This window comes from Paraburkholderia sp. SECH4, from assembly GCF_030511745.1.
Classification (GTDB): domain Bacteria; phylum Pseudomonadota; class Gammaproteobacteria; order Burkholderiales; family Burkholderiaceae; genus Paraburkholderia; species Paraburkholderia madseniana.
The window spans coordinates 16,653-39,215 of sequence record NZ_JALOCP010000012.1; the positions used below are offsets into that span (position 1 = coordinate 16,653).

The 22,563-nt window shown below is 61.7% G+C and carries 21 protein-coding genes; 18 read left to right on the forward strand and 3 right to left on the reverse strand.

Going from position 1 to position 22,563, the window contains the following annotated elements; all coding sequences use genetic code 11:
- Positions 1 to 65 precede the first annotated feature (65 nt).
- From rpsA to cysM, 9 genes are all read left to right on the forward strand, one after another.
- The gene (rpsA, locus tag M0D67_RS17850) at positions 66 to 1,799 is read left to right on the forward strand and encodes a 30S ribosomal protein S1 (RefSeq protein ID WP_063496917.1); all 1,734 of its coding nucleotides are present in this window, start codon (positions 66 to 68) and stop codon (positions 1,797 to 1,799) included.
- Positions 1,800 to 1,903: 104 nt separating this feature from the next.
- Positions 1,904 to 2,230: an integration host factor subunit beta gene (locus M0D67_RS17855; protein ID WP_028200079.1), complete on the forward strand. Its 327-nt coding sequence runs from the start codon at positions 1,904 to 1,906 to the stop codon at positions 2,228 to 2,230.
- 348 nt (positions 2,231 to 2,578) lie between these two features.
- Complete coding sequence (locus M0D67_RS17860) at positions 2,579 to 2,872, forward strand: lipopolysaccharide assembly LapA domain-containing protein (RefSeq protein ID WP_054037219.1); 294 nt, start codon at positions 2,579 to 2,581, stop codon at positions 2,870 to 2,872.
- A gap of 69 nt (positions 2,873 to 2,941) precedes the next feature.
- Positions 2,942 to 4,117, forward strand: a complete 1,176-nt coding sequence (gene lapB / locus M0D67_RS17865) for a lipopolysaccharide assembly protein LapB (RefSeq protein ID WP_154566308.1) — start codon at positions 2,942 to 2,944, stop codon at positions 4,115 to 4,117.
- Between the two features lie 126 nt (positions 4,118 to 4,243).
- Positions 4,244 to 5,659, forward strand: coding sequence for a UDP-glucose/GDP-mannose dehydrogenase family protein (locus M0D67_RS17870; RefSeq protein WP_154566309.1), 1,416 nt, complete (start codon positions 4,244 to 4,246; stop codon positions 5,657 to 5,659).
- A complete protein-coding gene (rfaE1, locus tag M0D67_RS17875) occupies positions 5,613 to 6,620 on the forward strand; it encodes a D-glycero-beta-D-manno-heptose-7-phosphate kinase (RefSeq protein ID WP_302273457.1) in 1,008 nt (335 codons plus the stop codon). The genes M0D67_RS17870 and rfaE1 overlap by 47 nt, the downstream gene beginning before the upstream one ends.
- A 146-nt stretch (positions 6,621 to 6,766) precedes the next feature.
- The gene (rfaD, locus tag M0D67_RS17880) at positions 6,767 to 7,759 is read left to right on the forward strand and encodes an ADP-glyceromanno-heptose 6-epimerase (RefSeq protein ID WP_154566311.1); all 993 of its coding nucleotides are present in this window, start codon (positions 6,767 to 6,769) and stop codon (positions 7,757 to 7,759) included.
- A 77-nt stretch (positions 7,760 to 7,836) separates the two neighbouring features.
- Complete coding sequence (locus M0D67_RS17885) at positions 7,837 to 8,235, forward strand: helix-hairpin-helix domain-containing protein (protein ID WP_154566312.1); 399 nt, start codon at positions 7,837 to 7,839, stop codon at positions 8,233 to 8,235.
- A gap of 276 nt (positions 8,236 to 8,511) precedes the next feature.
- Positions 8,512 to 9,414, forward strand: coding sequence for a cysteine synthase CysM (gene cysM / locus M0D67_RS17890; protein WP_154566313.1), 903 nt, complete (start codon positions 8,512 to 8,514; stop codon positions 9,412 to 9,414).
- A gap of 163 nt (positions 9,415 to 9,577) precedes the next feature.
- On the opposite strand, the gene mltB is transcribed toward cysM, so the two are convergent.
- Positions 9,578 to 10,765, reverse strand: coding sequence for a lytic murein transglycosylase B (gene mltB / locus M0D67_RS17895; protein ID WP_233465106.1), 1,188 nt, complete (start codon positions 10,763 to 10,765; stop codon positions 9,578 to 9,580).
- A 242-nt stretch (positions 10,766 to 11,007) separates the two neighbouring features.
- On the opposite strand from mltB, the gene M0D67_RS17900 reads away from it, so the two are divergent.
- Both M0D67_RS17900 and M0D67_RS17905 read left to right on the forward strand, forming a co-directional pair.
- On the forward strand, positions 11,008 to 11,931 hold the full coding sequence (locus M0D67_RS17900; protein ID WP_154566315.1) for a histone deacetylase family protein: 924 nt from the start codon (positions 11,008 to 11,010) through the stop codon (positions 11,929 to 11,931).
- Positions 11,932 to 11,994: 63 nt separating this feature from the next.
- The gene (locus M0D67_RS17905) at positions 11,995 to 12,795 is read left to right on the forward strand and encodes an enoyl-CoA hydratase (RefSeq protein ID WP_266239326.1); all 801 of its coding nucleotides are present in this window, start codon (positions 11,995 to 11,997) and stop codon (positions 12,793 to 12,795) included.
- Positions 12,796 to 12,947: 152 nt separating this feature from the next.
- Here M0D67_RS17905 and M0D67_RS17910 read toward each other — a convergent pair whose 3' ends face one another.
- Positions 12,948 to 13,850 (reverse strand): alpha/beta hydrolase, encoded by a 903-nt coding sequence (locus M0D67_RS17910; protein WP_171925367.1) that lies wholly within the window; start codon positions 13,848 to 13,850, stop codon positions 12,948 to 12,950.
- A 251-nt stretch (positions 13,851 to 14,101) separates the two neighbouring features.
- Between M0D67_RS17910 and M0D67_RS17915 the strand changes: the two genes are divergently transcribed.
- The 6 genes from M0D67_RS17915 (at position 14,102) to M0D67_RS17940 (ending at position 20,455) form a co-directional block, all read left to right on the forward strand.
- Complete coding sequence (locus tag M0D67_RS17915) at positions 14,102 to 15,136, forward strand: methionine ABC transporter ATP-binding protein (protein ID WP_154566318.1); 1,035 nt, start codon at positions 14,102 to 14,104, stop codon at positions 15,134 to 15,136.
- Positions 15,126 to 15,779, forward strand: a complete 654-nt coding sequence (locus tag M0D67_RS17920; protein ID WP_054037200.1) for a methionine ABC transporter permease — start codon at positions 15,126 to 15,128, stop codon at positions 15,777 to 15,779. Before M0D67_RS17915 ends, M0D67_RS17920 begins: the two co-directional genes overlap by 11 nt.
- 34 nt (positions 15,780 to 15,813) lie before the next feature.
- Entirely contained in the window at positions 15,814 to 16,614 is an 801-nt protein-coding gene (locus tag M0D67_RS17925; RefSeq protein ID WP_266239327.1) for a MetQ/NlpA family ABC transporter substrate-binding protein, read from the forward strand.
- Positions 16,615 to 16,862: 248 nt separating this feature from the next.
- A complete protein-coding gene (locus M0D67_RS17930; protein ID WP_171925366.1) occupies positions 16,863 to 17,612 on the forward strand; it encodes an electron transfer flavoprotein subunit beta/FixA family protein in 750 nt (249 codons plus the stop codon).
- 13 nt (positions 17,613 to 17,625) lie between these two features.
- Positions 17,626 to 18,561: an electron transfer flavoprotein subunit alpha/FixB family protein gene (locus tag M0D67_RS17935; protein WP_154560597.1), complete on the forward strand. Its 936-nt coding sequence runs from the start codon at positions 17,626 to 17,628 to the stop codon at positions 18,559 to 18,561.
- A 103-nt stretch (positions 18,562 to 18,664) separates the two neighbouring features.
- The gene (locus M0D67_RS17940; protein ID WP_266239328.1) at positions 18,665 to 20,455 is read left to right on the forward strand and encodes an acyl-CoA dehydrogenase; all 1,791 of its coding nucleotides are present in this window, start codon (positions 18,665 to 18,667) and stop codon (positions 20,453 to 20,455) included.
- 152 nt (positions 20,456 to 20,607) lie between these two features.
- Here the strand turns inward: M0D67_RS17940 and M0D67_RS17945 are convergent, their stop codons facing one another.
- Positions 20,608 to 21,894: a D-amino acid dehydrogenase gene (locus M0D67_RS17945; protein ID WP_154560599.1), complete on the reverse strand. Its 1,287-nt coding sequence runs from the start codon at positions 21,892 to 21,894 to the stop codon at positions 20,608 to 20,610.
- Between the two features lie 169 nt (positions 21,895 to 22,063).
- On the opposite strand from M0D67_RS17945, the gene M0D67_RS17950 reads away from it, so the two are divergent.
- Complete coding sequence (locus M0D67_RS17950; protein ID WP_054036112.1) at positions 22,064 to 22,552, forward strand: Lrp/AsnC ligand binding domain-containing protein; 489 nt, start codon at positions 22,064 to 22,066, stop codon at positions 22,550 to 22,552.
- Positions 22,553 to 22,563: the final 11 nt, after the last annotated feature.

Sequence of the window (22,563 nt, forward strand, 5' to 3'; positions counted from 1 at the left end):
CCGCGTGGCATTCGCATTCTTGCCGTTGTAGCTGACCGTCCGGCCAGCCGGGCACCGCGAGAACCATGCAAATTTTGATTTTTATGTCCGACCTGCAAACTTCCAACCCGAATACCGAATCTTTTGCGGCTCTGTTCGAAGAGTCGCTGACCAAGCAAGACATGCGCGCTGGCGAGGTGATCTCCGCCGAAGTCGTGCGTGTTGACCACAACTTCGTGGTCGTCAACGCTGGTCTCAAGTCCGAAGCCTACATCCCGCTCGAAGAGTTCCTGAACGACGCGGGCGAGGTAGAAGTGCAGGCGGGCGACTTCGTTTCCGTCGCGATCGACGCGCTGGAAAACGGCTATGGCGACACGATCCTGTCGCGCGACAAGGCGAAGCGCCTGGCTTCGTGGCTGTCGCTGGAAAAGGCTCTCGACAACAACGAACTCGTGACCGGCACGATCACGGGCAAGGTCAAGGGCGGCATGACCGTCATGGTCAACGGCATCCGCGCGTTCCTGCCGGGTTCGCTGGTTGACACGCGTCCGGTCAAGGACACGACCCCGTACGAAGGCAAGACGCTGGAATTCCGCGTCATCAAGCTCGACCGCAAGCGTAACAACGTCGTGCTGTCGCGCCGTGCCGTGATCGAAGCGACCCAAGGCGAAGAGCGCGCAAAGCTGCTCGAAACGCTGAAGGAAGGCGCGATCGTGGAAGGCGTGGTGAAGAACATCACCGATTACGGCGCGTTCGTGGACCTCGGCGGTATCGACGGCCTGCTGCACATCACCGACATCGCATGGCGTCGTGTGCGTCACCCGAGCGAAGTTCTGTCGGTTGGCCAGGAAGTCACCGCGAAGATCCTCAAGTTCGACCAAGAGAAGAACCGCGTTTCGCTGGGTATCAAGCAACTGGGCGACGATCCGTGGGAAGGCATCTCGCGCCGTTACCCGTCGGGCACGCGCCTGTTCGGTAAGGTCACCAACATCACCGACTACGGCGCATTCGTCGAAGTCGAATCGGGCATCGAAGGCCTGGTTCACGTGTCGGAAATGGACTGGACGAACAAGAACGTTGCACCGTCGAAGGTTGTTCAGCTGGGCGACGAAGTCGAAGTCATGGTTCTCGAAATCGACGAAGACCGCCGCCGTATCAGCCTCGGCATGAAGCAATGCAAGCCGAACCCGTGGGACGACTTCAGCCGCAACTTCAAGAAGGGCGACAAGCTGCAAGGCGCAATCAAGTCGATCACCGACTTCGGCGTCTTCATCGGTCTGCCGGGCGGCATCGACGGTCTGGTTCACCTGTCGGACCTGTCGTGGAGCGAAACGGGCGAAGAAGCAGTTCGCAAGTACAAGAAGGGCGACGAAGTGGAAGCGATCGTTCTCGGCATCGACGTCGAGAAGGAACGCATTTCGCTGGGCATCAAGCAGCTCGAAGGCGACCCGTTCAGCAACTTCGTTGCAATGAACGACAAGGGTTCGATCGTCGACGGCGTGGTCAAGACGGTGGACGCGAAGGGTGCTGTGGTTACGCTGTCGGCGGAAGTCGAAGGCTACCTGCGTGCTTCGGAAATCGCACAAGACCGCGTGGAAGATGCTCGCAACGTGCTGAAGGAAGGCGACAAGGTCAACGCGATGATCATCAACATCGATCGCAAGTCGCGTGGTATCAACCTGTCGGTCAAGGCCAAGGATTCGGCTGAGCAACAGGAAGCGATCCGCGGCCTGGCTTCGTCGGATTCGAGTTCGGCTGCTACCGGCACGACGAACCTCGGCGCGCTGCTGAAGGCCAAGCTCGACGGTCAGAACCAGTAATTGAGGAACGCCCCTAAACCTGCCGCCTGGCGGCAGGTCCCCCGCGAGGGGGGGTATAACAACACGGGGGTGGCCCGGCGTTTTCTTGCGAGGTCTGCTGCAGTATGACCAAATCGGAATTGGTCGCCCAGCTGGCTACGCGATTTCCGCAACTTGTACTTAAAGATGCGGATTTCGCGGTGAAGACGATGCTTGATGCGATGTCGGAGGCGCTTGCCAACGGTCATCGCATTGAAATTCGCGGCTTCGGCAGCTTCGGCCTTAATCGTCGTCCCTCCCGCGTCGGGCGTAATCCGAAGTCGGGCGAGAAGGTGCTGGTACCTGAGAAGTACGTACCGCATTTCAAGCCGGGCAAGGAATTGCGCGAACGGGTAGATCGACGTTCGGGCGAGCCGCTGAAGGCCGACGAGCCGGATGACGACGACCTGTAAATGCTTCGCTGTGCGGTTCGCAGCATGGCATTGGTAGCGTCAGCGGCCAAAGCCAGACGGCAAAAGACCAGAAAAAGCGCCTTCGGGCGCTTTTTTTTCGTCCGCATCTTTTGTCCGCCTTTCGTCCGTTGTTTCGTCCCTTAAGCCCGGCACATTCCCTAATCGAACACACCTGCCCAAGCATCCTGTTGCGGCAAGGTAAACCTCGCGTAAGTCCTCTATCAGCCAGTTCCTGCCCAGTCGCGAGGGCATCCATTACAATACGGGTCACTTCGGCGCGGGCAACACCGTGGCGCGACGCGTCATCAAGCCGGCGTCACCCCGCAACTGCCGTCAAGAGACCTATTCATGAAATTTATCGTCTGGCTGATCCGTGTGCTGGTGTTCGTGCTCCTGCTGGTGCTCGCTCTCTCCAATACACAAACTGCTACGCTGAATTTCCTCGCTGGTTACGCGTGGTCGGCGCCTTTGATTCTGATCGGCCTCGCGTTCTTCGTGGTGGGGCTGCTGGCCGGGCTGGTGTCGTCAATGCCGGGCATGGTGCGCCTGCGCATGGAGAATGGCCGGCTCAAGCGCGAGTTGCGTGTGGCGCGCGAAGCCCCGGTGGTGGTCGAACAACCGCCTATGCCGCCGCTGATCTAAGTTGTCTTCTGCCGCGCTTCTGAAGCGCGGCTTTCCGCTCCCGCTTTCCCGCACATTTGCATTAATCGCATGGATCTAGACTTCTGGTGGCTGCTTGTCATACCCGTCGCTTTTGCGTTCGGCTGGATGGCTGCGCGCTACGACCTCAAGACGCTGCTGTCCGAAAGCGCCAACCTGCCGCGTTCGTACTTCCGCGGCCTGAATTTCCTGCTCAATGAGCAGCCTGACCAGGCGATCGACGCGTTTATCGAAGTCGTCAAGCTCGACCCGGAAACGATCGAGTTGCACTTTGCGCTGGGGAATCTGTTCCGCCGCCGCGGCGAGACGGACCGCGCGATTCGCGTGCATCAGAACCTGCTGAGCCGCACTGATCTGCCCGTCACCGAGCGCGATCACGCGCTGTACGAACTGGGTCAGGACTTTCTGAAGGCGGGTTTGCTCGACCGCGCCGAAGAGACCTTCCGCTCGCTCGAAACCGGCAACTACGCTTTGGGTGCGCAGCGCGCGCTGCTCACCATCTACCAGATCGAGAAAGACTGGGTTAAGTCGATCGACGTCGCACGCCATCTGGAAACAATGGGCGCCGAGTCGCTCGACAAGGACATCGCGCAGTTTCATTGCGAGCTAGCCCAGGAAGCACTCCAGCAGAAAAATGCAGACGAGGCACGCCGTCAGCTAGGTTTTGCATTGAAGGCGAACCCGACCAACGTACGCGCCACGATCCTGTTCGGCGACGTCGACGCGACGGCCGGCTCGCAAGAGGCAGCTATTACCCAATGGCGGAGAGTCGAGGAACAGAATCCCGCCTACCTGCCGCTTGTCGCGGAAAAGCTGATGAAGGCCTATGAGGTGCTCGGCCGCCCGCAGGATGGCGCCGATCTGCTCATGACGTGGGTCGACCGCTATCCGTCGAACGATCTGCTCGACGTGACCTATCAGCACATTGCGGCGATACGCGGGCCCGACGCCGCGCATGCGCTGGCACGCTCGCAGATGCAGAAATCGCCGAATCTGGCGGGTATGACGCGTCTGCTGGAAGCGCAGGAGGCCGTCGCGGAAGAGCCGCGGAAGAGTGAGCTCGAACTGATGCGTACGCTGATTCGCCAGCGCACCAAAAATCTGCCACGGTATACGTGCCAGAATTGTGGTTTCAGGGCGCGGCTGTTCTACTGGCAGTGTCCGGGTTGCAGCGGCTGGGAAACCTATGCGCCGCGTCGCGTCGAACCGATCACGGCGTCGAACTGATAGCGAATGGAATTGCATAGCCGCGCCGCAACGACGGCGGCCCGCCCGGCGAATTAGGCCGGGTGGGATCATGACGGCCTTGTTCACTACGAGAAACCCTCACCGGAAACCTCTACCGGAAAGCGTATGAAAATCACCATTATCGGCACGGGCTATGTTGGTCTCGTCACCGGCGCGTGCCTCGCCGAAATCGGCCATGACGTCTTCTGTCTCGACGTCGATCCGCGCAAGATCGAAATCCTCAACAACGGCGGCGTGCCGATCCACGAGCCGGGTTTGCTGGAGATCATCGCCCGTACGCGTGCGGCGCGCCGCATCACGTTTTCGACGGATATCGAAGCGAGCGTGGCGCACGGCGAGGTGCAGTTCATCGCTGTCGGCACGCCGCCAGACGAAGACGGTTCGGCCGATCTGCAATACGTGCTCGAAGCAGCGCGCAACATCGGCCGCACAATGAACAGCTTCAAGGTGATCGTCGACAAATCGACGGTGCCGGTCGGCACCGCGCAACGCGTGCGTGCGGTGGTCGAAGAGGAACTGGTCAAACGCGGGCTTGCCAATAGCGAGCAGCACCGCTTCTCGGTGGTGTCGAACCCTGAGTTTCTGAAGGAAGGCGCGGCGGTCGACGACTTCATGCGTCCCGATCGCATCGTGCTCGGCAGTGACGAAGACGAGGCCGGCCTGCGCGCGCGCGAGCTGATGAAGCGTCTGTACGCGCCGTTCAACCGCAATCACGAGCGCACGCTGTACATGGATGTGCGCTCGGCTGAGTTCACGAAATACGCTGCCAATGCGATGCTCGCCACGCGCATCTCGTTCATGAACGAGATGTCGAATCTGGCGGACCGGGTCGGTGCGGATATCGAGGCGGTGCGTCGCGGCATCGGCTCGGACCCGCGCATCGGCTATCACTTCCTGTATGCCGGCGCTGGCTACGGCGGCTCGTGCTTCCCGAAGGACGTGCAGGCGCTGATCCGCGCCGCCAGCGAAAGCGGCCACAATCTGCGCATTCTCGAAGCGGTCGAGGAAGTGAACTACAAGCAGAAAGACGTGTTGGTGCACAAGATCACGGGCAAGCTCGGTGAAGATCTGAGCGGCCGTACGTTCGCCGTGTGGGGCCTCGCGTTCAAGCCGAATACCGACGACATGCGCGAGGCGCCGAGCCGTCGCGTGATCGCTGAATTGCTGGCGCGTGGCGCTCAGGTTCGCGCGTACGATCCGGTGGCGGTGGCCGAAGCGCGCCGCGTGTTCGCTATCGATCTGCACGATGCGCCGGAGCAGCAAGCGCGTCTCACGTTCACGAGCACCCAGGACGAAACGCTCACCGGCGCCGACGCGCTGGTGGTCGTCACCGAATGGAAGGAATTCAAGAGCCCGGATTTCGTGCACCTGAAATCGGTGCTGAAGTCACCGCTGATTTTCGACGGCCGCAATCTGTACGAGCCGGACGCGATGACCGAACTCGGCATCGACTATCACTCGATCGGACGACCTTATGCCCAGCCCTCTGAATTTCCGGCCGATGTCTCCAGCAATGCCTGAGGCCGCTCAGTCCACACCCACGTCCGCACTGACCATGGTGCCGCGCGAACGCCTTGGCGCGGCGCGCGTGCTGGTGGTCGGCGACGTGATGCTCGATCGCTACTGGTTCGGCGACGTGAACCGTATTTCGCCGGAAGCGCCGGTGCCGGTCGTGCATGTGCAGCGCCAGGAAGACCGCCTCGGCGGCGCCGCGAACGTGGCGCGCAATGCGGTGGCGCTCGGCGCGCAAGCGGGTTTGCTGTGCGTGGTCGGCCATGACGAGCCCGGCGAGCGCATCGTGCAACTACTCGCCGAAAGCGGGGTGGCGCCGCATCTGGAACGCGATCCGGATTTGCTCACCACCATCAAACTGCGCGTGCTGTCGCGTCAGCAGCAGTTGCTGCGCGTCGACTTCGAAAACTCGCCCGCGCACGAAGTGTTGCTCGCGGGCCTTGCGCGTTTCGACGACCTGCTGCCGTCGCACGACGTGATCCTGATGTCCGATTACGCGAAGGGCGGTCTCACGCACGTCACGCAGATGATCGCCAAGGCGCATGCGGCGGGTAAGCCGGTGCTGGTCGATCCGAAGGGCGACGACTGGGAGCGCTATCGCGGCGCCACGCTGATCACGCCGAATCGCGCCGAGTTGCGCGAGGTGGTCGGTCAGTGGAAATCCGAAGAGGATCTGATCGCGCGCGTGACCAAACTGCGTGCCGATCTCGAGTTCAAGGCGCTGCTGCTGACGCGTTCGGAAGAGGGCATGACGCTCTTCGCCGACGACGGCATCCTGCATACATCGGCCGTTGCACGCGAAGTGTATGATGTATCGGGCGCGGGCGACACCGTGATCGCCACGCTCGCCGCCATGCTCGGCGCGGGTCTTACGCTGGTCGAGGCGGTCGGGCTCGCGAATCGCGCAGCCGGCATCGTGGTCGGCAAACTCGGTACCGCCACCGTCACCTACGACGAACTTTTTCATTGATGCAGCCCCGCCGGGTCCCCTTCTTTGTGCTTTAGTTTCAGCGGGGGCAAAAGAGGAACCCGCGAGGCGTCAACTGAGCTGTCGATCGGAGTTGGTGCAAAGCACTTACTCCGATCCCATGCAAAGCCCATTACTGCAGGATCATCATGACCCTCATCGTCACCGGCGCGGCCGGCTTTATCGGCAGCAATCTCGTGAAGGCGCTCAATGAGCGCGGTGAACAACGCATCATCGCGGTCGATAACCTCACGCGTGCGGACAAGTTCAAGAATCTCGTCGACTGCGAGATCGACGACTATCTCGACAAGACCGAATTCGTCGAACGCTTCAAGCGTGGCGATTTCGGCAAAGTGCGCGCGATTTTCCACGAAGGCGCCTGCTCGGACACGATGGAAACCGACGGCCGCTACATGATGGACAACAACTTCCGCTATAGCCGCGAAGTGCTCGACGTCTGTCTCGCGCAGAATATCCAGTTTCTGTATGCGTCCTCGGCGGCCACGTATGGCGGTTCGAGCCGCTTCGTCGAAGAGCGCGAAGTCGAGCAGCCGCTGAACGTGTACGGCTATTCGAAATTTCTGTTCGACCAGGTGATTCGCCGCGTGCTGCCCACCGCGAAGAGCCAGATTGCCGGCTTCCGCTATTTCAACGTCTACGGGCCGCGCGAGACGCACAAGGCGCGCATGGCGTCTGTCGCGTTTCACAACTTCAACCAGTTCCGCGCGGAAGGCAAGGTCAAGCTGTTCGGCGAATACAACGGCTATGCCGCCGGCGAGCAGACGCGCGACTTCGTCTCCGTCGAAGACGTGGTGAAGGTCAACCTGTTTTTCTTCGACAATCCGGACAAGTCGGGCATCTTCAACCTGGGCAGTGGCCGTGCGCAGCCGTTCAACGACATCGCGAGCACGGTGGTCAACACGCTGCGTACGTTGAACAACGAGCCGCCCTTGTCGCTCGCGGAGCAGGTGCAGCGCGGGCTGATCGAATATATTCCGTTCCCCGATGCATTGCGCGGCAAGTACCAGTGCTTCACGCAGGCCGACCAGACCAAGCTGCGTGCCGTCGGCTACGACGCGCCGTTTTTGAGCGTGCAGGAAGGTGTCGATCGCTACGTACGTTGGCTATTCGGCCAGGTGTAAATCTTTCGGATACCTCTTTAAACTGGAATCTCCCGGTTGGTGATGGTCGCCAACCGGTTGTACGAGGGAGATTCCATATGTTTCGAAAAATTCTGGTTACCGCGGCCATGCTGGCCGCTTTCGGCCACGCGTATGCGGCGGTCGACGTCAACACGGCTAACGAGGATGCGCTGCGCGGCATCAAGGGCATCGGTCCTGCCAAAGCGAAAGCCATTCTCGACGAGCGTGCAGCGCATGGTCCATTCAAGGACCCGGCCGATCTCGGCAAGCGCGTCAAAGGCATGGGCGGGCATACCGTCGAGCGCCTGCAGGCGGAGGGTCTCGCTGTCGGTCCGGCTGGCGCGGCTGCTAACCCGCAGGCTGCGGCGTCTGCACAAAGCAAAGGCGCGGCCGCTGCGGGCAATGGCGCCAACGCGGCTAACTCGACTAGCGCGGCCGCAACCCCAAAGAACGCCACTGTGGCGGTGAAGAAATAGCCTGACGCGGGCCGTGCGCGCGAGGCGGGTCACCTCTCTCGCGCCCAGTCCGTTACCGTCGTTCCCCTTCATGGTCGGAGTGGGTAAGAACACTCCTTTAGCTGTCATGCAGATGACTGGCTCCCGCGGTTCTCAGCCGCGGGCTTTTTGCGTTGCGCGCGCTCGTCCGCCAGCACCTGCATCCATGCGGGCAGAAGGGCCGCACGGCAGCCGTGCGCACGGTGGTTTAGAATCGATGGATTGAAGACTCCGCGCATCGACAGCACCAGACCCGATATGGCTTACAAAACGATTGAAGATACGATCGGCAATACGCCGCTCGTGCAACTCGTCCGGCTCCCTGACGACGAGATCCGCAGCCGCAATAACGTGATCCTTGCGAAGCTCGAGGGCAACAATCCTGCGGGCTCGGTGAAGGACCGTCCGGCGCTGTCGATGATCAAGAAGGCGGAAGCGCGTGGACGCATCAAGCCGGGCGATACGCTGATCGAATCGACCAGCGGCAATACCGGCATCGCCTTGGCGATGGCTGCGGCGATCCGCGGTTACAAGATGGTGCTGATCATGCCGGAGGACCTGTCGGTGGAGCGCCGTCAGAGCATGGCCGCGTACGGCGCGCAGATCGTGCTGACACCGGTGACGGGCGGCATGGAATACGCACGCGATCTGGCTGAACAGATGCAGCGCGAAGGCAAGGGCATCATCCTCGACCAGTTCGCGAACCCGGACAATCCGGCCTCGCACGTCGAAGGTACCGGTCCGGAAATCTGGCGCGACACCGAAGGGCGCATCACGCACTTCGTCTCGTCGATGGGCACGACCGGCACGATCATGGGCGTGTCCACCTATCTGAAGGAACAGAATCAGGCGATCGAGATCATCGGCGCGCAGCCGGAAGAGGGTTCGCGCATTCCGGGCATTCGCAAATGGCCGGAGGCCTATCTGCCGAAGATTTTCGATCGTAGCCGTGTGGACCGCGTCGAGAACGTGAGCCAGGCCGCAGCCGAAGCGATGGCGCGGCGTATGGCCTCGGTCGAAGGAATCTTCGCCGGCATCTCGTCGGGCGGGGCCTGTGAGGTGGCGTTGCGCGTCGCGCGCCAGGTCGAGAACGCGACGATCGTGTTTATCGTCTGCGATCGGGGTGACCGGTATCTGTCGACGGGTGTGTTCCCGGCTTGATCGCGCTGCGGCGCATTGGGTGGCCCTCAAAACGAGTTGGCCAATGCGAGTTGGTCAATGAAAAAGCGCCGGGCTAACCGGCGCTTTTTTATGTCGCTTGCTACCCGTTCGTGACGCGGTGAGTGTCTGGCAACCGAGTGCCTGACAACCGCCGCCGCTCAGCTCATTGCGAGGCCGCGACCGGCGGCGCAGCATTGCTGCTGGCGTTCGCCGCGTCGCTTGCTTCCATCTGAGCCTTGACCCGCTCGCCCAATTGATAAACCGCCAGTGCGTAGAAGAAACTGCGGTTATAGCGCGTGAGGACATAGAAGTTCTTCAGGCCCAGCATGTACTCGGTGCCACGCCCCGGCGACGGCAGATCCACCACGGTCACCGGCGTGCCGGCTTCCGTCGCGATATCGACGCCCGGCTCGTTCAGCAGCAGTCCGGCACGGAGCAATTGATCCAGTGGCCAATGCGGCTCCGGCTTACCGTCGGCGGCCGCTTGCGCTACGCCCAGGCTGCCGGCGTCCGTACCGATCTTCCACACCACCGGCCGGCCGTTTTCCCAGCCGTTCTGGCGCAGATAATTCGCCACGCTGCCGATCGCATCCGCCTGGCTTGTGCGCAGATCGATCTGCTTGTTGCCGTCGTAGCTCACCGCGTATTGCACGATGCTGCTCGGCAGAAACTGCGGAATGCCGATCGCGCCGGTGTAGGAGCCGAGCACGGTGGTCGGATCGATTTGCGAATCGCGCGTCCAGACCAGGTAATCTTCAAGATTCTTGCGGAAGGTCGCCTGGCGATCCGCGCGATTGGCGGTGTTCGGATAGTCGAAACTGAGCGTGGTCAGCGCGTCGAGCACGCGGAAGTTGCCCATGAAGCGCCCATAGATCGTCTCCACGCCGATGATGCCGACGATCACTTCCGGCGGCACGCCGAACTCTTCATAGGCGCGTTGCAGCGTGGCCTGGTTGGCGCGCCAGAAGCGCACGCCGGCGTTGATGCGCACCTGGTCGAGAAAGCGCGACTGATACACGCGCCAGTTCTTGATCGTCGGGGAGGGCGACGGTGTGACGAGCTTGACCGCGGTAGCCGAATAGCTCACGCGAGCGAACAACGCATGCAATGCGGCTTCGTCGAAGTCATAGCGCGCGGACATGTCGCTGATGAACGCGTCGACATTCGGGTTATTCGCGTAGCGCTGCGGGATGATCTCTTCTTCGAAGGTTTGCCCTTGCGGCACTGCCGGTTGCGGTTGGCTTTGCGCGAGCAGCACCGGCGGCTTTTTCGCGGCGCTTTGCGCCATCGCCGGACTGGTTGCCATGAACATGCACGATGCGACGGACAGTGCGGCGGCTAGGGTCTTCATGCGTAGCCGGTTTCGTGCAGACAGAGCAAGCTTGACGGTCATAGTGAGCTAGGGGCGCAGTGCGAAAGAGACAGGGGGAAACGGACAGGGCAGTATACCCGACGCTTTCTGCAAAACTGTGCCCAGCGCGTCACAGTCGCATGGTGTGGTAACTTGGCAAATGTTGGCGCGCCCAGTGTGTGCGCCCATGGACGGAGACACGCCGCGCGCGCTGAGAAAGCGCCGCGCCGCAGACGAGAATCATGGCAACAGCCTTTTATTCCCACGCAGATTGTTTGCTGCACGATATGGGGCAATGGCATCCCGAATGCCCGGCGCGCCTGCAGGCAATCGAAGATCAATTGATCGCGAGCCGCATCGACTCGCTGATCGAGCGCGAGTCGCCGCCGCTCGCCGATGAAGCCGCGCTGTTGCGCGTGCATACGCAAGCCCACATCGATTACGTCCGCAGCAAGTCGCCCGTGGAAGGTCTTGCCGAAATCGATCCCGACACGTCCATGAACCCGCACACGTTGCAGGCCGCGTTGCGCGCGGCTGGCGCTGCGGTGGCCGCGACCGACGCCGTGATCGAAGGCCGCTACGACAACGCGTTCTGCAGCGTGCGCCCGCCGGGCCACCATGCGGAGCCGGCGCGTGCAATGGGCTTCTGCTTTTTCAACAACGTCGCGATCGCCGCGCGTCACGCACTTGAAGTGCATGGCATGCAGCGCGTGGCGATCATCGATTTCGACGTCCATCACGGTAACGGCACCGAAGCAGCCTTTTCGGGCGATTCGCGCGTGCTGATGTGCAGCATCTTCCAGCACCCGTTCTATCCGTTCAGCGGCGCTGACAATCAGGCGCCCAACATGTGCAATGTGCCGATGCCGGCACGCTCGAAAGGCATGGCGGTGCGCGAGGCGGTCGACATGATGTGGCTGCCGCGCCTGCATGAATTCAAGCCGGAGATGATCTTCATCTCGGCCGGCTTTGATGCGCATCGAGAGGACGATCTTGGCAACATGGGCCTCGTCGAAGACGACTACGCATGGATCACCGATCAGGTGCGCGAGATCGCGAAGCGCTATGCGCAGGGACGGATCGTCAGTTGTCTCGAGGGCGGGTACAACCTGTCGGCGCTGGGGCGCAGCGTGGTGGCGCACGTGCGCTCGCTGGCCGGGATCTGAGTTGTCACGCGACAAAAGCTGCGCGAACGTCGTGAAATGCACGAATTCAACGAGGAGCGAGCCATGAATGCCGAGGTGCGCAGTGCGTCGCTGGTCGAAATCGAACACGACGCCTACGGCGTGCCGGGTGTCGTCCGTTTGACGATGAACCGGCCCGATGCCTTCAACGCGCTCTCCGAAGCCTTGCTCGACGAATTGCAGTCGACGCTGACGGCGCTGGCGGACTCCAACGCGCGGGTGGTGGTGATCGCCGGCGCCGGTCGCGCGTTCTGCGCGGGGCACGATCTGAAGGAAATGCGCGCGGCGCCGTCGCTGGCTTACTACCAGGCCTTGTTCGCGCGCTGCACGAAACTGATGTTGACGATCCAGCGCTCGCCGCAACCGGTGATCGCGCGTGTGCACGGCATCGCCACGGCGGCCGGCTGCCAACTGGTCGCGATGTGTGATCTGGCAGTCGCTGCCGACACCGCGCGCTTTGCCGTCTCGGGTGTCAATCTGGGTCTTTTCTGCGCGACGCCTTCGGTGCCGCTGTCGCGCAATCTGTCGCGCAAGGCGGCGCTCGAAATGCTGCTCACCGGCGATTTCATCGACGCTCTCCAGGCGAAGCAGCAGGGACTGGTGAATCGCATTGCGCCGGCGGACGCGCTCGATGCAGAGGTCGCGCGGCTCACGAAGAGCATCTGCGCGAAACCCGTCGAAGCGGTGAGCGCCGGCAAGGGGCTGTTCTATCGCCAGCTCGAAATGGGGATCGAAGCAGCGTACCAGTTAGCCGGCCAGACCATGGCTTGCAACATGATGGACGACTCCGCGCTCGAAGGCGTGCAGGCGTTCATCGACAAACGGGCGCCTGACTGGAAGCGCTAGCCGGGCTGGGCCGTTCTTGTCGAAGTCCGCCCCCGTATCACTCGTCCAGATACTTGAGCGTTCTAAATGCCGGCCAATGCTGAAACTTGGAGCGTCGTCCTCGCGTCGACCCACTGAACTCTGTTTGTCCATGTCGACACGCCGTCCGGCGCTCAGGTTTTTGGCAAACGCTTTTCGATCCAATCGATCAGTGCGCCGATCACCCGATCCCGGTCGAGATCGTTCATCGTCTCGTGGTAGCTGTCTTTGTGCATCGTGAGCGTTTTGTCCGGCGAACCCGCATGCGCGCCGAAATCACGGCTGCCTTCGGGCTCGGTGAGCTTGTCGGCAGTGCCGTGATACACCAGCAGCGGCACGCGTAGTCCCGCACGGCCGCGTTCGATGCGCGCCATCGCCAGCAACAACTCCGCGCCTGTGCGCGCCGGAATCGCGCCGTGATGAACCAGCGGATCATTGCGATTGGCGTTCACCACCGTTTGAAGACGCGAAAGCAAAGCCGCGTCGATTTTCATCGCCGGGAAGGTCGGCCAGATGCGGCTGATCACCTGGCTCACCTTGAGCATCCAGCGCGGCACATCGCGGCCGGGCGCGAGCGCGGGGCTCGACAGGATCAGACCGCTTAGCCGACGCCCGCTTGCCTCGAGTCGCTCGATCGCGTAAAGCGCAGCAACTGCGCCGCCCATGCTGTGGCCCATCAGGAACAGCGGTGCACAACTGGTTGCCGCTTCATTGAGCAAGGCCTGTGCGTCGAGCAGATAGTCGTCAAACCGGTCGACCCACACGCGTTTGCCCGGCGCATGCCCATGTCCGCGCAAATCGATAGCGACGAGTTCGATGCCGGCCGAGTTCAGCCGATCCGCCAGTGCTGCGTAACGCCCGGCGTGCTCCGCGAGCCCGTGCACCAGCGCGACCGTGCCGCGCAGCGGTGTCGTGGCGGGCCAGCGATACAACGGCAGTTCGATGCCGTCGCTCGTCGTGACCGTGGAGCGCAGCGCGGCGCCGCCTTTTGGCGCGGCCGCTGCGGGACGCACATTGCCGGATCGGGTTGTTTCCATAGCTGCCGTTTATCCTGGATGGGGCCTGATTTCGATTCGCCCGATCATAGTCGCAGCAGGTGCGCACGCGCGAGCATCTCGCGCCGGGCACGCCTCTAATGCTCTGTGGTTATGAAAAGATCGAAATTGATTATTAAAGGGAATGACGACGCTGCGGTAGAATTGCGGCCTCAAATCCCAATAAAAGCAACGGCGGCCGCTTGTCGGGAGCGCATAACGCTCGTTGGCAAACTCCGCCGTTTCGTTTTTCCATGATCGAAATACGCAATATCTCTCAGCGGTTCGCCGGACCCCGGGGCTGGGTCGAAGCGCTGCATAACGTCAATCTGTCGATTCCGGCGGGTGAGGTGTTCGGCATCATCGGCCGCAGCGGCGCGGGCAAGAGTACGCTCGTGCGCACCATCAACCTGCTGACGCGCCCGAGCGAAGGCAACATCGTCGTCAGCGGCCGTGATCTGACGACGCTGCCCGCCGCGCAGTTGCGCGAGGCGCGTCGCGAAATCGGCATGATCTTCCAGCACTTCAACCTGCTGTCGTCGCGCACGGTTTACGAGAACGTGGCGTTGCCGCTCGAACTCGCCGGCATGAAGCGCGACGAGATCGAGGCGAACGTGCTGCCGCTGCTCGAACTGGTCGGCCTGTCGGCGCAGAAGGATCGTTATCCGGCGCAGATCAGCGGCGGGCAGAAGCAACGTGTGGGTATCGCGCGTGCGTTGGCGAGCAAGCCGAAGGTGCTGCTCTCCGACGAAGCGACGTCGGCGCTCGATCCCGAAACCACGCGCTCGATCCTCGATCTGCTCAAGCGCATCAATCGCGAACTGAACCTGACGATTGTGCTGATCACGCACCAGATGGACGTGATCAAGCAGGTCTGCGACCGCGTCGCGGTGCTGGATGCCGGCCGTGTGGTCGAAGAGGGCAAGGTCATCGACGTGTTCCTGCAACCGCATCATGAAGTGACGCGCGCGCTGATCGGCGACGTGATCGCACAGGAACTGCCGCCCGCGATGAAGGCACGCGTGGCCGAACGCCTGAAGACCGGCAGCGGCCATTTGTTGCGCCTGGCGTTCACCGGTTCGGGTGTCGATCAGCCGATCCTGTCGGAAACGATTCGCCGCTACGAACTCGACTTCAACATCCTGCATGGCCAAATCGACGAGATCCAGGGGCAGGCGTTCGGCTCGCTCGCGGTGCTCGCGGGCGGCGAACCGGCGAAGGTCGCACAGGCGCTGACCTATCTGCGCGAACAGGGTGTTGTGGTAGAGGAGCTGTCGTATGTTGAGTGAAATGTTCGATATGTTCGTCCAGTCGTTCTGGGAAACGCTTGTGATGGTGGGCATCTCCGGACTGGTCGGCGCAGCGGTCGGTTTGCCGCTGGGCGTGCTGCTGTATCTGACGGACCGTCAGGGCGTCTTGCAGAACATCGCAGTGAACCGCGTGATGGGCGTGATCGTCAATGCCGTGCGTTCCACGCCGTTCATCATCTTGCTGGTTGCCGTGATTCCGTTCACGCGTCTCGTGGTGGGTTCGTCGATCGGTACGGCTGCGGCCGTGGTGCCGCTGACGATCGCCGCGGCGCCGTTCATTGCGCGTCTGGTCGAGACGGCTTTGCGCGAAGTCGATCGCGGTCTGATCGAAGCGGCGCAGGCGATGGGCGCGACCACCAGCCAGATCGTTTTCAAGGTGCTGTTGCCGGAGTCACTGCCGGGTGTGGTCGCCGGTTTGACGATCACGTTTGTCTCGCTGGTCGGCTACTCGGCGATGGCTGGTGCGATCGGCGGCGGCGGGCTCGGCGATCTGGGCATTCGTTACGGGTATCAGCGTTTCTTGCCGGAAGTGATGGTGACGGTCGTGGTGATCCTGATCGTCTTCGTGCAACTGGTGCAGTCGTTCGGGGATTGGCTCGTGCGTCGTTTGAGCCATAAGTAAACAACAGAATCGATAGATTCGGAAAAGGTCCATCATGCAACGTCGTTTCGTTCTCAAGCTGGCCGCCACACTCGGCGCCGCGTCGCTGTTCGCTGCCGCCACCACGGCTCACGCTGAAGACACGATCAAGGTCGGCGTCACCGGCGGCCCGCACGCGCAGATCATGGAAGTCGTGAAGACGGTCGCGGCGAAGAACGGTCTGAACATCAAGATCGTCGAGTTCTCCGACTACGTGCAGCCGAACGCGGCGCTCGCCGGTGGCGACCTGGACGCAAACAGCTACCAGCATGACCCGTACTTGCAGGCCCAGGTGAAGGACCGCGGCTACAAGCTGATTCGTGTTGCCGATACGGTCACGTACCCGATGGGCATCTATTCGAAGAAGGTGAAGACGCTGGCTGAATTGCAGCCGGGCGCGAAGATCGCCGTGCCGAACGATCCGACCAATGGCGGCCGGGCACTCCTGTTGCTGCAGAAGCAAGGTCTGCTGAAGCTGCGCGCGGACGCGGGTCTCAAGGCGACGCCGCTCGATGTCGTCGACAACCCGAAGAAGCTGAAGATCGTCGAACTCGACGCAGCGCAGATCCCGCGCTCGCTGAACGACGTGGACGCCGCCGCGATCAATACGAACTTTGCGATGGAAGCGGATTTGAAGCCCAAGCAGGACGCCATCGCGATCGAAGACCCGAAGGGTCCGTACGTGAACATCATCGCAATCCGCGAAGCTGACAAGAGCAAGCCGTGGGTTGCGAAGCTGGTCGCGGCGTATCATTCGCCGGAAGTGAAGCAGTTTGTCGAAAGCAAGTTTGGTGGGGCGGTGATCACCGCCTGGTGATTCGACGGCCGTTTTTCGGCCGTTTCGCCTGACAAGACACGACGGCAATGCAAAATTAGAGTCGTAGGTCTTAACCCGGGGTTGTCTCCCGGGTTTTTTCGAGATTAAAATAGAACGATCGTTCGTTATTGCCGTCACGCCGCTGAGGAGCGATATCCTTCTGCTAGAGCGCCCGCGACAAGGCTGCCATGAGGGCAGTCGCTATAATGTTCGTTGGGTTGACGTATTCGTAACTTTGGAGCGTGTGCATGAAAATCCTGGTGCCAGTCAAGAGAGTGGTCGATTACAACGTGAAAGTCCGGGTGAAATCGGACGGCACGGGCGTCGACATCGCGAACGTGAAAATGTCGATGAATCCGTTCGACGAAATCGCGGTTGAAGAAGCCGTTCGTCTGCGCGAAGCGGGCGTGGCGACCGAAGTGATCGCCGTGTCGGCCGGTGTGACGCAAGCGCAGGAAACGCTGCGCACGGCGCTGGCAATCGGCGCGGACCGTGCGATCCTGATCGAGTCGGGCGAAGAACTGCAGCCGCTGGCGGTCGCCAAGCTGCTCAAGGCGCTGGTCGACAAGGAACAGCCTGGGCTGGTTATTCTCGGCAAGCAGGCCATCGACGACGATTCGAACCAGACCGGCCAGATGCTGGCTGCACTGGCGAACCTGCCGCAAGCTACCTTCGCCTCGAAGGTTGTCGTCGCTGACGGTAAGGCTACGGTGTCGCGCGAAGTGGATGGTGGTGCTGAAACGCTGTCGCTGACGCTGCCCGCTGTGATCACGACCGATCTGCGCCTGAACGAGCCGCGCTATGTGACGCTGCCGAACATCATGAAGGCCAAGAAGAAGCCGCTGGAAGTCATCAAGCCGGAAGACCTCGGTGTTGATGTGACGCCGCGCCTGAAGACGCTGAAAGTCGTCGAGCCGCCGAAGCGCTCTGCCGGTGTGATGGTGCCGGATGTGAAGACGCTGGTTGAGAAGCTGAAGACCGAAGCCAAGGTGCTGTGAGGAGACGGACGAAATGACGAATCTGGTTATTGCAGAACACGACAACGCGTCGATTAAGGCCGCGACGCTGAACACGATTGCAGCCGCGCAGAAGATTGGTGGCGATATCCACGTGCTGGTCGCAGGGCACAACGCACAAGCCGCGGCGGATGCGGCAGCGAAGATTGCAGGTGTTTCGAAGGTCCTGCTGGCCGACGCGGCGCAACTCGAAGCGGGTCTGGCGGAAAACGTCCAGGCAACCGTGATGAACATCGCGAAGGACTACACGCACATCCTGACGCCGGCGACCGCCTACGGCAAGAACATCGCACCGCGCATCGCCGCGAAGCTCGACGTCGCGCAGATCAGCGACATCACCGCAGTGGACAGCGCCGACACGTTCGAGCGCCCGATCTACGCAGGCAACGCGATCGCCACGGTTCAATCTCAAGATCCGATCAAGGTCATCACGGTTCGCACGACCGGCTTCGACCCGGTGGCAGCAGAAGGCGGCAGCGCAACGGTCGAGAAGATCGACGCGGCAGCTGATACGGGCCTCTCGCAGTTCGTGAGCCGTGAAGTGACAAAGCTGGACCGTCCGGAGCTGACCTCGGCGAAGATCATTGTCTCGGGTGGCCGTGGTCTGGGCAACGGCGAGAACTACACGAAGGTCCTCGAGCCGCTGGCGGACAAGCTGAACGCAGCGCTGGGCGCCTCGCGTGCAGCTGTCGATGCGGGCTTCGTGCCGAACGACTATCAGGTCGGTCAAACCGGCAAGATCGTCGCGCCGCAACTGTACATCGCTGTCGGCATCTCGGGCGCGATCCAGCATCTGGCCGGCATGAAGGACTCGAAGGTCATCGTGGCGATCAACAAGGACGCGGAAGCGCCGATTTTCAGCGTCGCTGATTATGGTCTGGTGGGTGACCTGTTTACGCTCGTGCCGGAACTCGTTAGCGAGCTCGGCTAAGCGCCTCAGCGCCGGTTAAAAGGCGTCTGGCAGCACACGAGAGGGCGCAGGACCTATCAAGTCCGGCGCCCTTTTTTTATCGACAGGCAGGAGGAGAACTGAAATGAGCTATACGGCGCCCATCAAGGACATGCTGTTCGTGATGAAAGAACTGGCCGGTCTCGAAGATATCGCGACGCTGCCGGGCTTCGAAGATGCAAACCTCGACACGGCTCAGGCCGTGCTCGAAGAATCGGCGAAACTATGCGGCGAAGTGCTGGCGCCGCTGAACGTCGAAGGTGATCGCAATCCGAGTAGCTGGAAAGACGGCGTGGTCACCGCCACGCCCGGTTTCAAGGACGCATTCCGCCAGTTCGGCGAAGGCGGCTGGCAAGGCGTGCAACATCCGGTCGACTACGAAGGCCAGGGTCTGCCCAAGCTGATCGCCACCGCCTGTATCGAGATGCTGAACGCGTCGAACCTGTCGTTCGCGCTGTGTCCGCTGCTCACGGATGGCGCCATCGAGGCGCTGCTCACGGCGGGCAGCGAAGAGCAGAAGCAAACCTACGTGCCCAAGCTGATTTCCGGCGAGTGGACCGGCACGATGAACCTGACCGAGCCGCAAGCCGGCTCCGATCTCGCGCTGGTGCGCACGCGCGCCGAGCCGCAGGGCGATGGTTCGTTCAAGCTGTTCGGCACGAAGATTTTCATCACGTGGGGCGAGCACGACATGGCGAAGAACATCGCCCATCTCGTGCTGGCGCGCACGCCTGATGCACCGGAAGGCGTGAAGGGTATTTCGCTTTTCATCGTGCCGAAGTTTCTTATCAACGAAGACGGCTCGCTCGGGGAGCGTAACGACGTCCATTGCGTGTCGATCGAGCACAAGCTCGGCATCAAGGCGAGCCCGACCGCGGTGCTGCAATTCGGCGATCACGGCGGCGCGATCGGCCATCTGATCGGCGAAGAAAATCGCGGCCTCGAGTACATGTTCATCATGATGAACGCGGCGCGTTTCGCGGTGGGCATGCAAGGTGTTGCCGTGTCGGATCGTGCGTATCAAAAGGCTGTGGCGTATGCGAAGGATCGCGTGCAAAGCCGGCCGGTGGATGGCTCCGCGAAGCAATCCGTGGCGATCATTCAGCACCCGGACGTGCGCCGCATGCTCGCCACGATGCGTGGTCTCACCGAAGCATCGCGCGCATTGGCGTATGTCGCCGCGGCTCACTGCGATATCGCACATCGTCATCCCGACGAAGCGAAGAGCGCCGAGCATCAGGCGATTTACGAATACCTCGTGCCGATCGTGAAGGGCTGGAGCACGGAGCTGTCGATCGATGTGACGAGCCTTGGCGTGCAGGTACATGGCGGCATGGGCTTCATCGAAGAAACCGGCGCCGCGCAGTACTACCGCGACTCGCGCATTCTGCCGATCTACGAAGGGACGACCGCGATCCAGGCCAATGACCTGATCGGCCGCAAGACCGTGCGCGACGGTGGCAAGGTGGCGAAGGCGCTGCTGGCCGACGTGGCTGAAACGATCGAAGCACTCGGCGCGCAGCAAGGCGCTGCGTTCGAATCGATGAAGAAGTATCTGGGCCAAGGGCATCGTTCGCTGAGCGCTGCGGTCGATTTTGTAGTCACTAACACGAAGAGCGATCCGAACGCGGTGTTCGCCGGCAGCGTGCCGTATCTGAAGCTGGCGGGCGTTGTCCTGGGCGGCTGGCAGATGGCGCGTGCGTTGCTCGTGGCGGCTGAAAAGCGCGCTGAAGATCCGTCGTTCTATGGCGCGAAGATCGCCACCGCGCAGTTCTATGCTGAGCATGTGCTGCCGCTGGCTTCGGCGTTGGAAGCTTCGATCGTCAGCGCGAAGGGTGGGGAGAGTGTGCTGGCGTTGTCGGAAGATCAGTTCTGATGTTGCGCTGCTTCTATTGAGCGATGTAGCAAAAACTCGTGTGTAAAAAGAAAAACGGCGCCCTTTTCGAGGCGCCGTTTTTCTTTGTCAGGCCGGTCCGTCTACGATGACAAACCGGCATAACCGCTCGCGAAGCGTTAAAACATTAAACCTTAGGCATAAGCCGGACGATGCGCACCGCCGATCTCGCCGAGATAGCGATGCACCGACAGATCATCCGCCTTGATAGCCGGCTGCTTGCTCGACATCACATCGGCCAGCAGTTGACCCGAGCCGCACGACATCGTCCAGCCCAGCGTGCCGTGACCCGTGTTCAGGAACAGGTTCGGCACGGGGGTGCGGCCGACGATCGGCGTGCCGTCCGGCGTCATCGGACGCAGGCCGGTCCAGAACGTAGCCTTCGACGTATCGCCGCCGCCCGGAAACAGATCGTTCACGCACAGTTCCAACGTTTCGCGGCGCGCCTGGCGCAGCGACTTGTCGAAGCCGACGATCTCCGCCATGCCGCCGACGCGAATCCGGTCGTCGAAGCGTGTGATCGCGATCTTGTACGTTTCGTCGAGCACGGTCGAAATCGGCGCGGATGCTTCGTTGACGATCGGCGCGGTGATCGAATAACCCTTGAGCGGGTAGACCGGAATCTTCACGAGACCGGACAGGAATTTGGTCGAGTACGAACCGAGCGCTACGACAAACGAATCCGCGCGCACCAGTTCGTCGCCGCACTGCACGCCGGCGATGCGGTCGCCCGCCATGGCGAGGGAGTCGATCGGCGTGTTGTAGCGGAATTTGACGCCCAGTTGCTCTGCCATCGCGGCGAGGCGCGTGGTGAACATCTGGCAGTCGCCGGTTTCGTCGCCCGGCAGGCGCAGGCCGCCCGTCAGCTTGTGCGAGACCGCGGCGAGCGCCGGTTCGGCTTGCGCGAGTTCGGCCGGCGACAGCAGTTCATACGGCACGTTGGCGTCCCGCAGCACGGCGATGTCTTTCGCGGCGCCGTCGAACTGCTGTTGCGTGCGGAACACCTGCAGCGTGCCGCCGGTGCGGCCTTCGTACTGGATGCCCGTTTCGGCGCGCAGCGCCTGCAAACAATCGCGGCTGTATTCGGCGAGGCGGACCATGCGGCCCTTGTTCACCGCATAACGCGCCGACGTGCAGTTCTGCAGCATCTGCCACATCCATTGCAACTGGAATTGTGTGCCGTCGAGACGGATCGCGAGCGGCGCATGTTTCTGGAACATCCACTTGACGGCCTTCAGCGGCACGCCCGGCGCGGCCCACGGCGACGCGTAGCCCGGCGAGATCTGGCCGGCATTGGCAAAGCTGGTTTCGAGCGCCGGGCCGGCCTCGCGATCGATGACGGTCACTTCATGACCGGCGCGCGCGAGGTAATAAGCACTCGTCACTCCGACAACGCCACTGCCCAAAACGACGACTCGCATAGCTGCTCCAGGATGTTCAATAAGAGGTCTGAGGGCGGTGCGCTTGTCGATTCGTTTGAATTCGTTCGATTAACGAGGTGTAACGCGGATCGCCCAGTGATAACCGCTATACTATTAACAGTCAGGTAGGTTTTGTTATTGTATTTTCAAGATTTTCAGCAAAAACACCATGCGTACACAGCGCCAACCGATCCGGGCTCTCGACAAACTCGATCACAAGATCCTGCGGCTCCTCCAGCAGGACGGCCGGATGGCGATGAAAGATCTCGCCGAGCAGGTCGGGCTGTCCGTCACGCCGTGCATCGAACGTGTCAAGCGAATGGAGCGCGACGGCGTGATCACCGGCTACCACGCGCGCGTGAACCCGGCTGAACTGGGCGCGGCGCTGCTGGTGTTCGTCGAGATCACGCTCGATCACAAAAGCGGCAACATGTTCGACCAGTTCCGCCGCGAGGTGCAGAAGATCCCCGAGGTGCTGGAGTGCCACCTCGTCTCGGGCGACTTCGACTATCTGATCAAGGCGCGCATCGGCGAAATGGCCGACTACCGCAAACTGCTGGGCGACATCCTGCTGCAACTGCCCGGCGCGGTGCAGTCGAAGAGCTACGTGGTGATGGAAGAGATCAAGGAAACGCTGACGATTGCGGTTGGCGATTAGCTCGCGCGGGA

Bases quoted from the DNA above. Each gene is read 5' to 3' on its own strand.
- rpsA (WP_063496917.1), top strand. From the start codon at position 66: ATGCAAATTTTGATTTTTATGTCCGACCTGCAAACTTCCAACCCGAAT.
- M0D67_RS17855 (WP_028200079.1), top strand. From the start codon at position 1,904: ATGACCAAATCGGAATTGGTCGCCCAGCTGGCTACGCGATTTCCGCAA.
- M0D67_RS17860 (WP_054037219.1), top strand. From the start codon at position 2,579: ATGAAATTTATCGTCTGGCTGATCCGTGTGCTGGTGTTCGTGCTCCTG.
- lapB (WP_154566308.1), top strand. From the start codon at position 2,942: ATGGATCTAGACTTCTGGTGGCTGCTTGTCATACCCGTCGCTTTTGCG.
- M0D67_RS17870 (WP_154566309.1), top strand. From the start codon at position 4,244: ATGAAAATCACCATTATCGGCACGGGCTATGTTGGTCTCGTCACCGGC.
- rfaE1 (WP_302273457.1), top strand. From the start codon at position 5,613: ATGCCCAGCCCTCTGAATTTCCGGCCGATGTCTCCAGCAATGCCTGAG.
- rfaD (WP_154566311.1), top strand. From the start codon at position 6,767: ATGACCCTCATCGTCACCGGCGCGGCCGGCTTTATCGGCAGCAATCTC.
- M0D67_RS17885 (WP_154566312.1), top strand. From the start codon at position 7,837: ATGTTTCGAAAAATTCTGGTTACCGCGGCCATGCTGGCCGCTTTCGGC.
- cysM (WP_154566313.1), top strand. From the start codon at position 8,512: ATGGCTTACAAAACGATTGAAGATACGATCGGCAATACGCCGCTCGTG.
- mltB (WP_233465106.1), bottom strand. From the start codon at position 10,765: ATGAAGACCCTAGCCGCCGCACTGTCCGTCGCATCGTGCATGTTCATG.
- M0D67_RS17900 (WP_154566315.1), top strand. From the start codon at position 11,008: ATGGCAACAGCCTTTTATTCCCACGCAGATTGTTTGCTGCACGATATG.
- M0D67_RS17905 (WP_266239326.1), top strand. From the start codon at position 11,995: ATGAATGCCGAGGTGCGCAGTGCGTCGCTGGTCGAAATCGAACACGAC.
- M0D67_RS17910 (WP_171925367.1), bottom strand. From the start codon at position 13,850: ATGGAAACAACCCGATCCGGCAATGTGCGTCCCGCAGCGGCCGCGCCA.
- M0D67_RS17915 (WP_154566318.1), top strand. From the start codon at position 14,102: ATGATCGAAATACGCAATATCTCTCAGCGGTTCGCCGGACCCCGGGGC.
- M0D67_RS17920 (WP_054037200.1), top strand. From the start codon at position 15,126: ATGTTGAGTGAAATGTTCGATATGTTCGTCCAGTCGTTCTGGGAAACG.
- M0D67_RS17925 (WP_266239327.1), top strand. From the start codon at position 15,814: ATGCAACGTCGTTTCGTTCTCAAGCTGGCCGCCACACTCGGCGCCGCG.
- M0D67_RS17930 (WP_171925366.1), top strand. From the start codon at position 16,863: ATGAAAATCCTGGTGCCAGTCAAGAGAGTGGTCGATTACAACGTGAAA.
- M0D67_RS17935 (WP_154560597.1), top strand. From the start codon at position 17,626: ATGACGAATCTGGTTATTGCAGAACACGACAACGCGTCGATTAAGGCC.
- M0D67_RS17940 (WP_266239328.1), top strand. From the start codon at position 18,665: ATGAGCTATACGGCGCCCATCAAGGACATGCTGTTCGTGATGAAAGAA.
- M0D67_RS17945 (WP_154560599.1), bottom strand. From the start codon at position 21,894: ATGCGAGTCGTCGTTTTGGGCAGTGGCGTTGTCGGAGTGACGAGTGCT.
- M0D67_RS17950 (WP_054036112.1), top strand. From the start codon at position 22,064: ATGCGTACACAGCGCCAACCGATCCGGGCTCTCGACAAACTCGATCAC.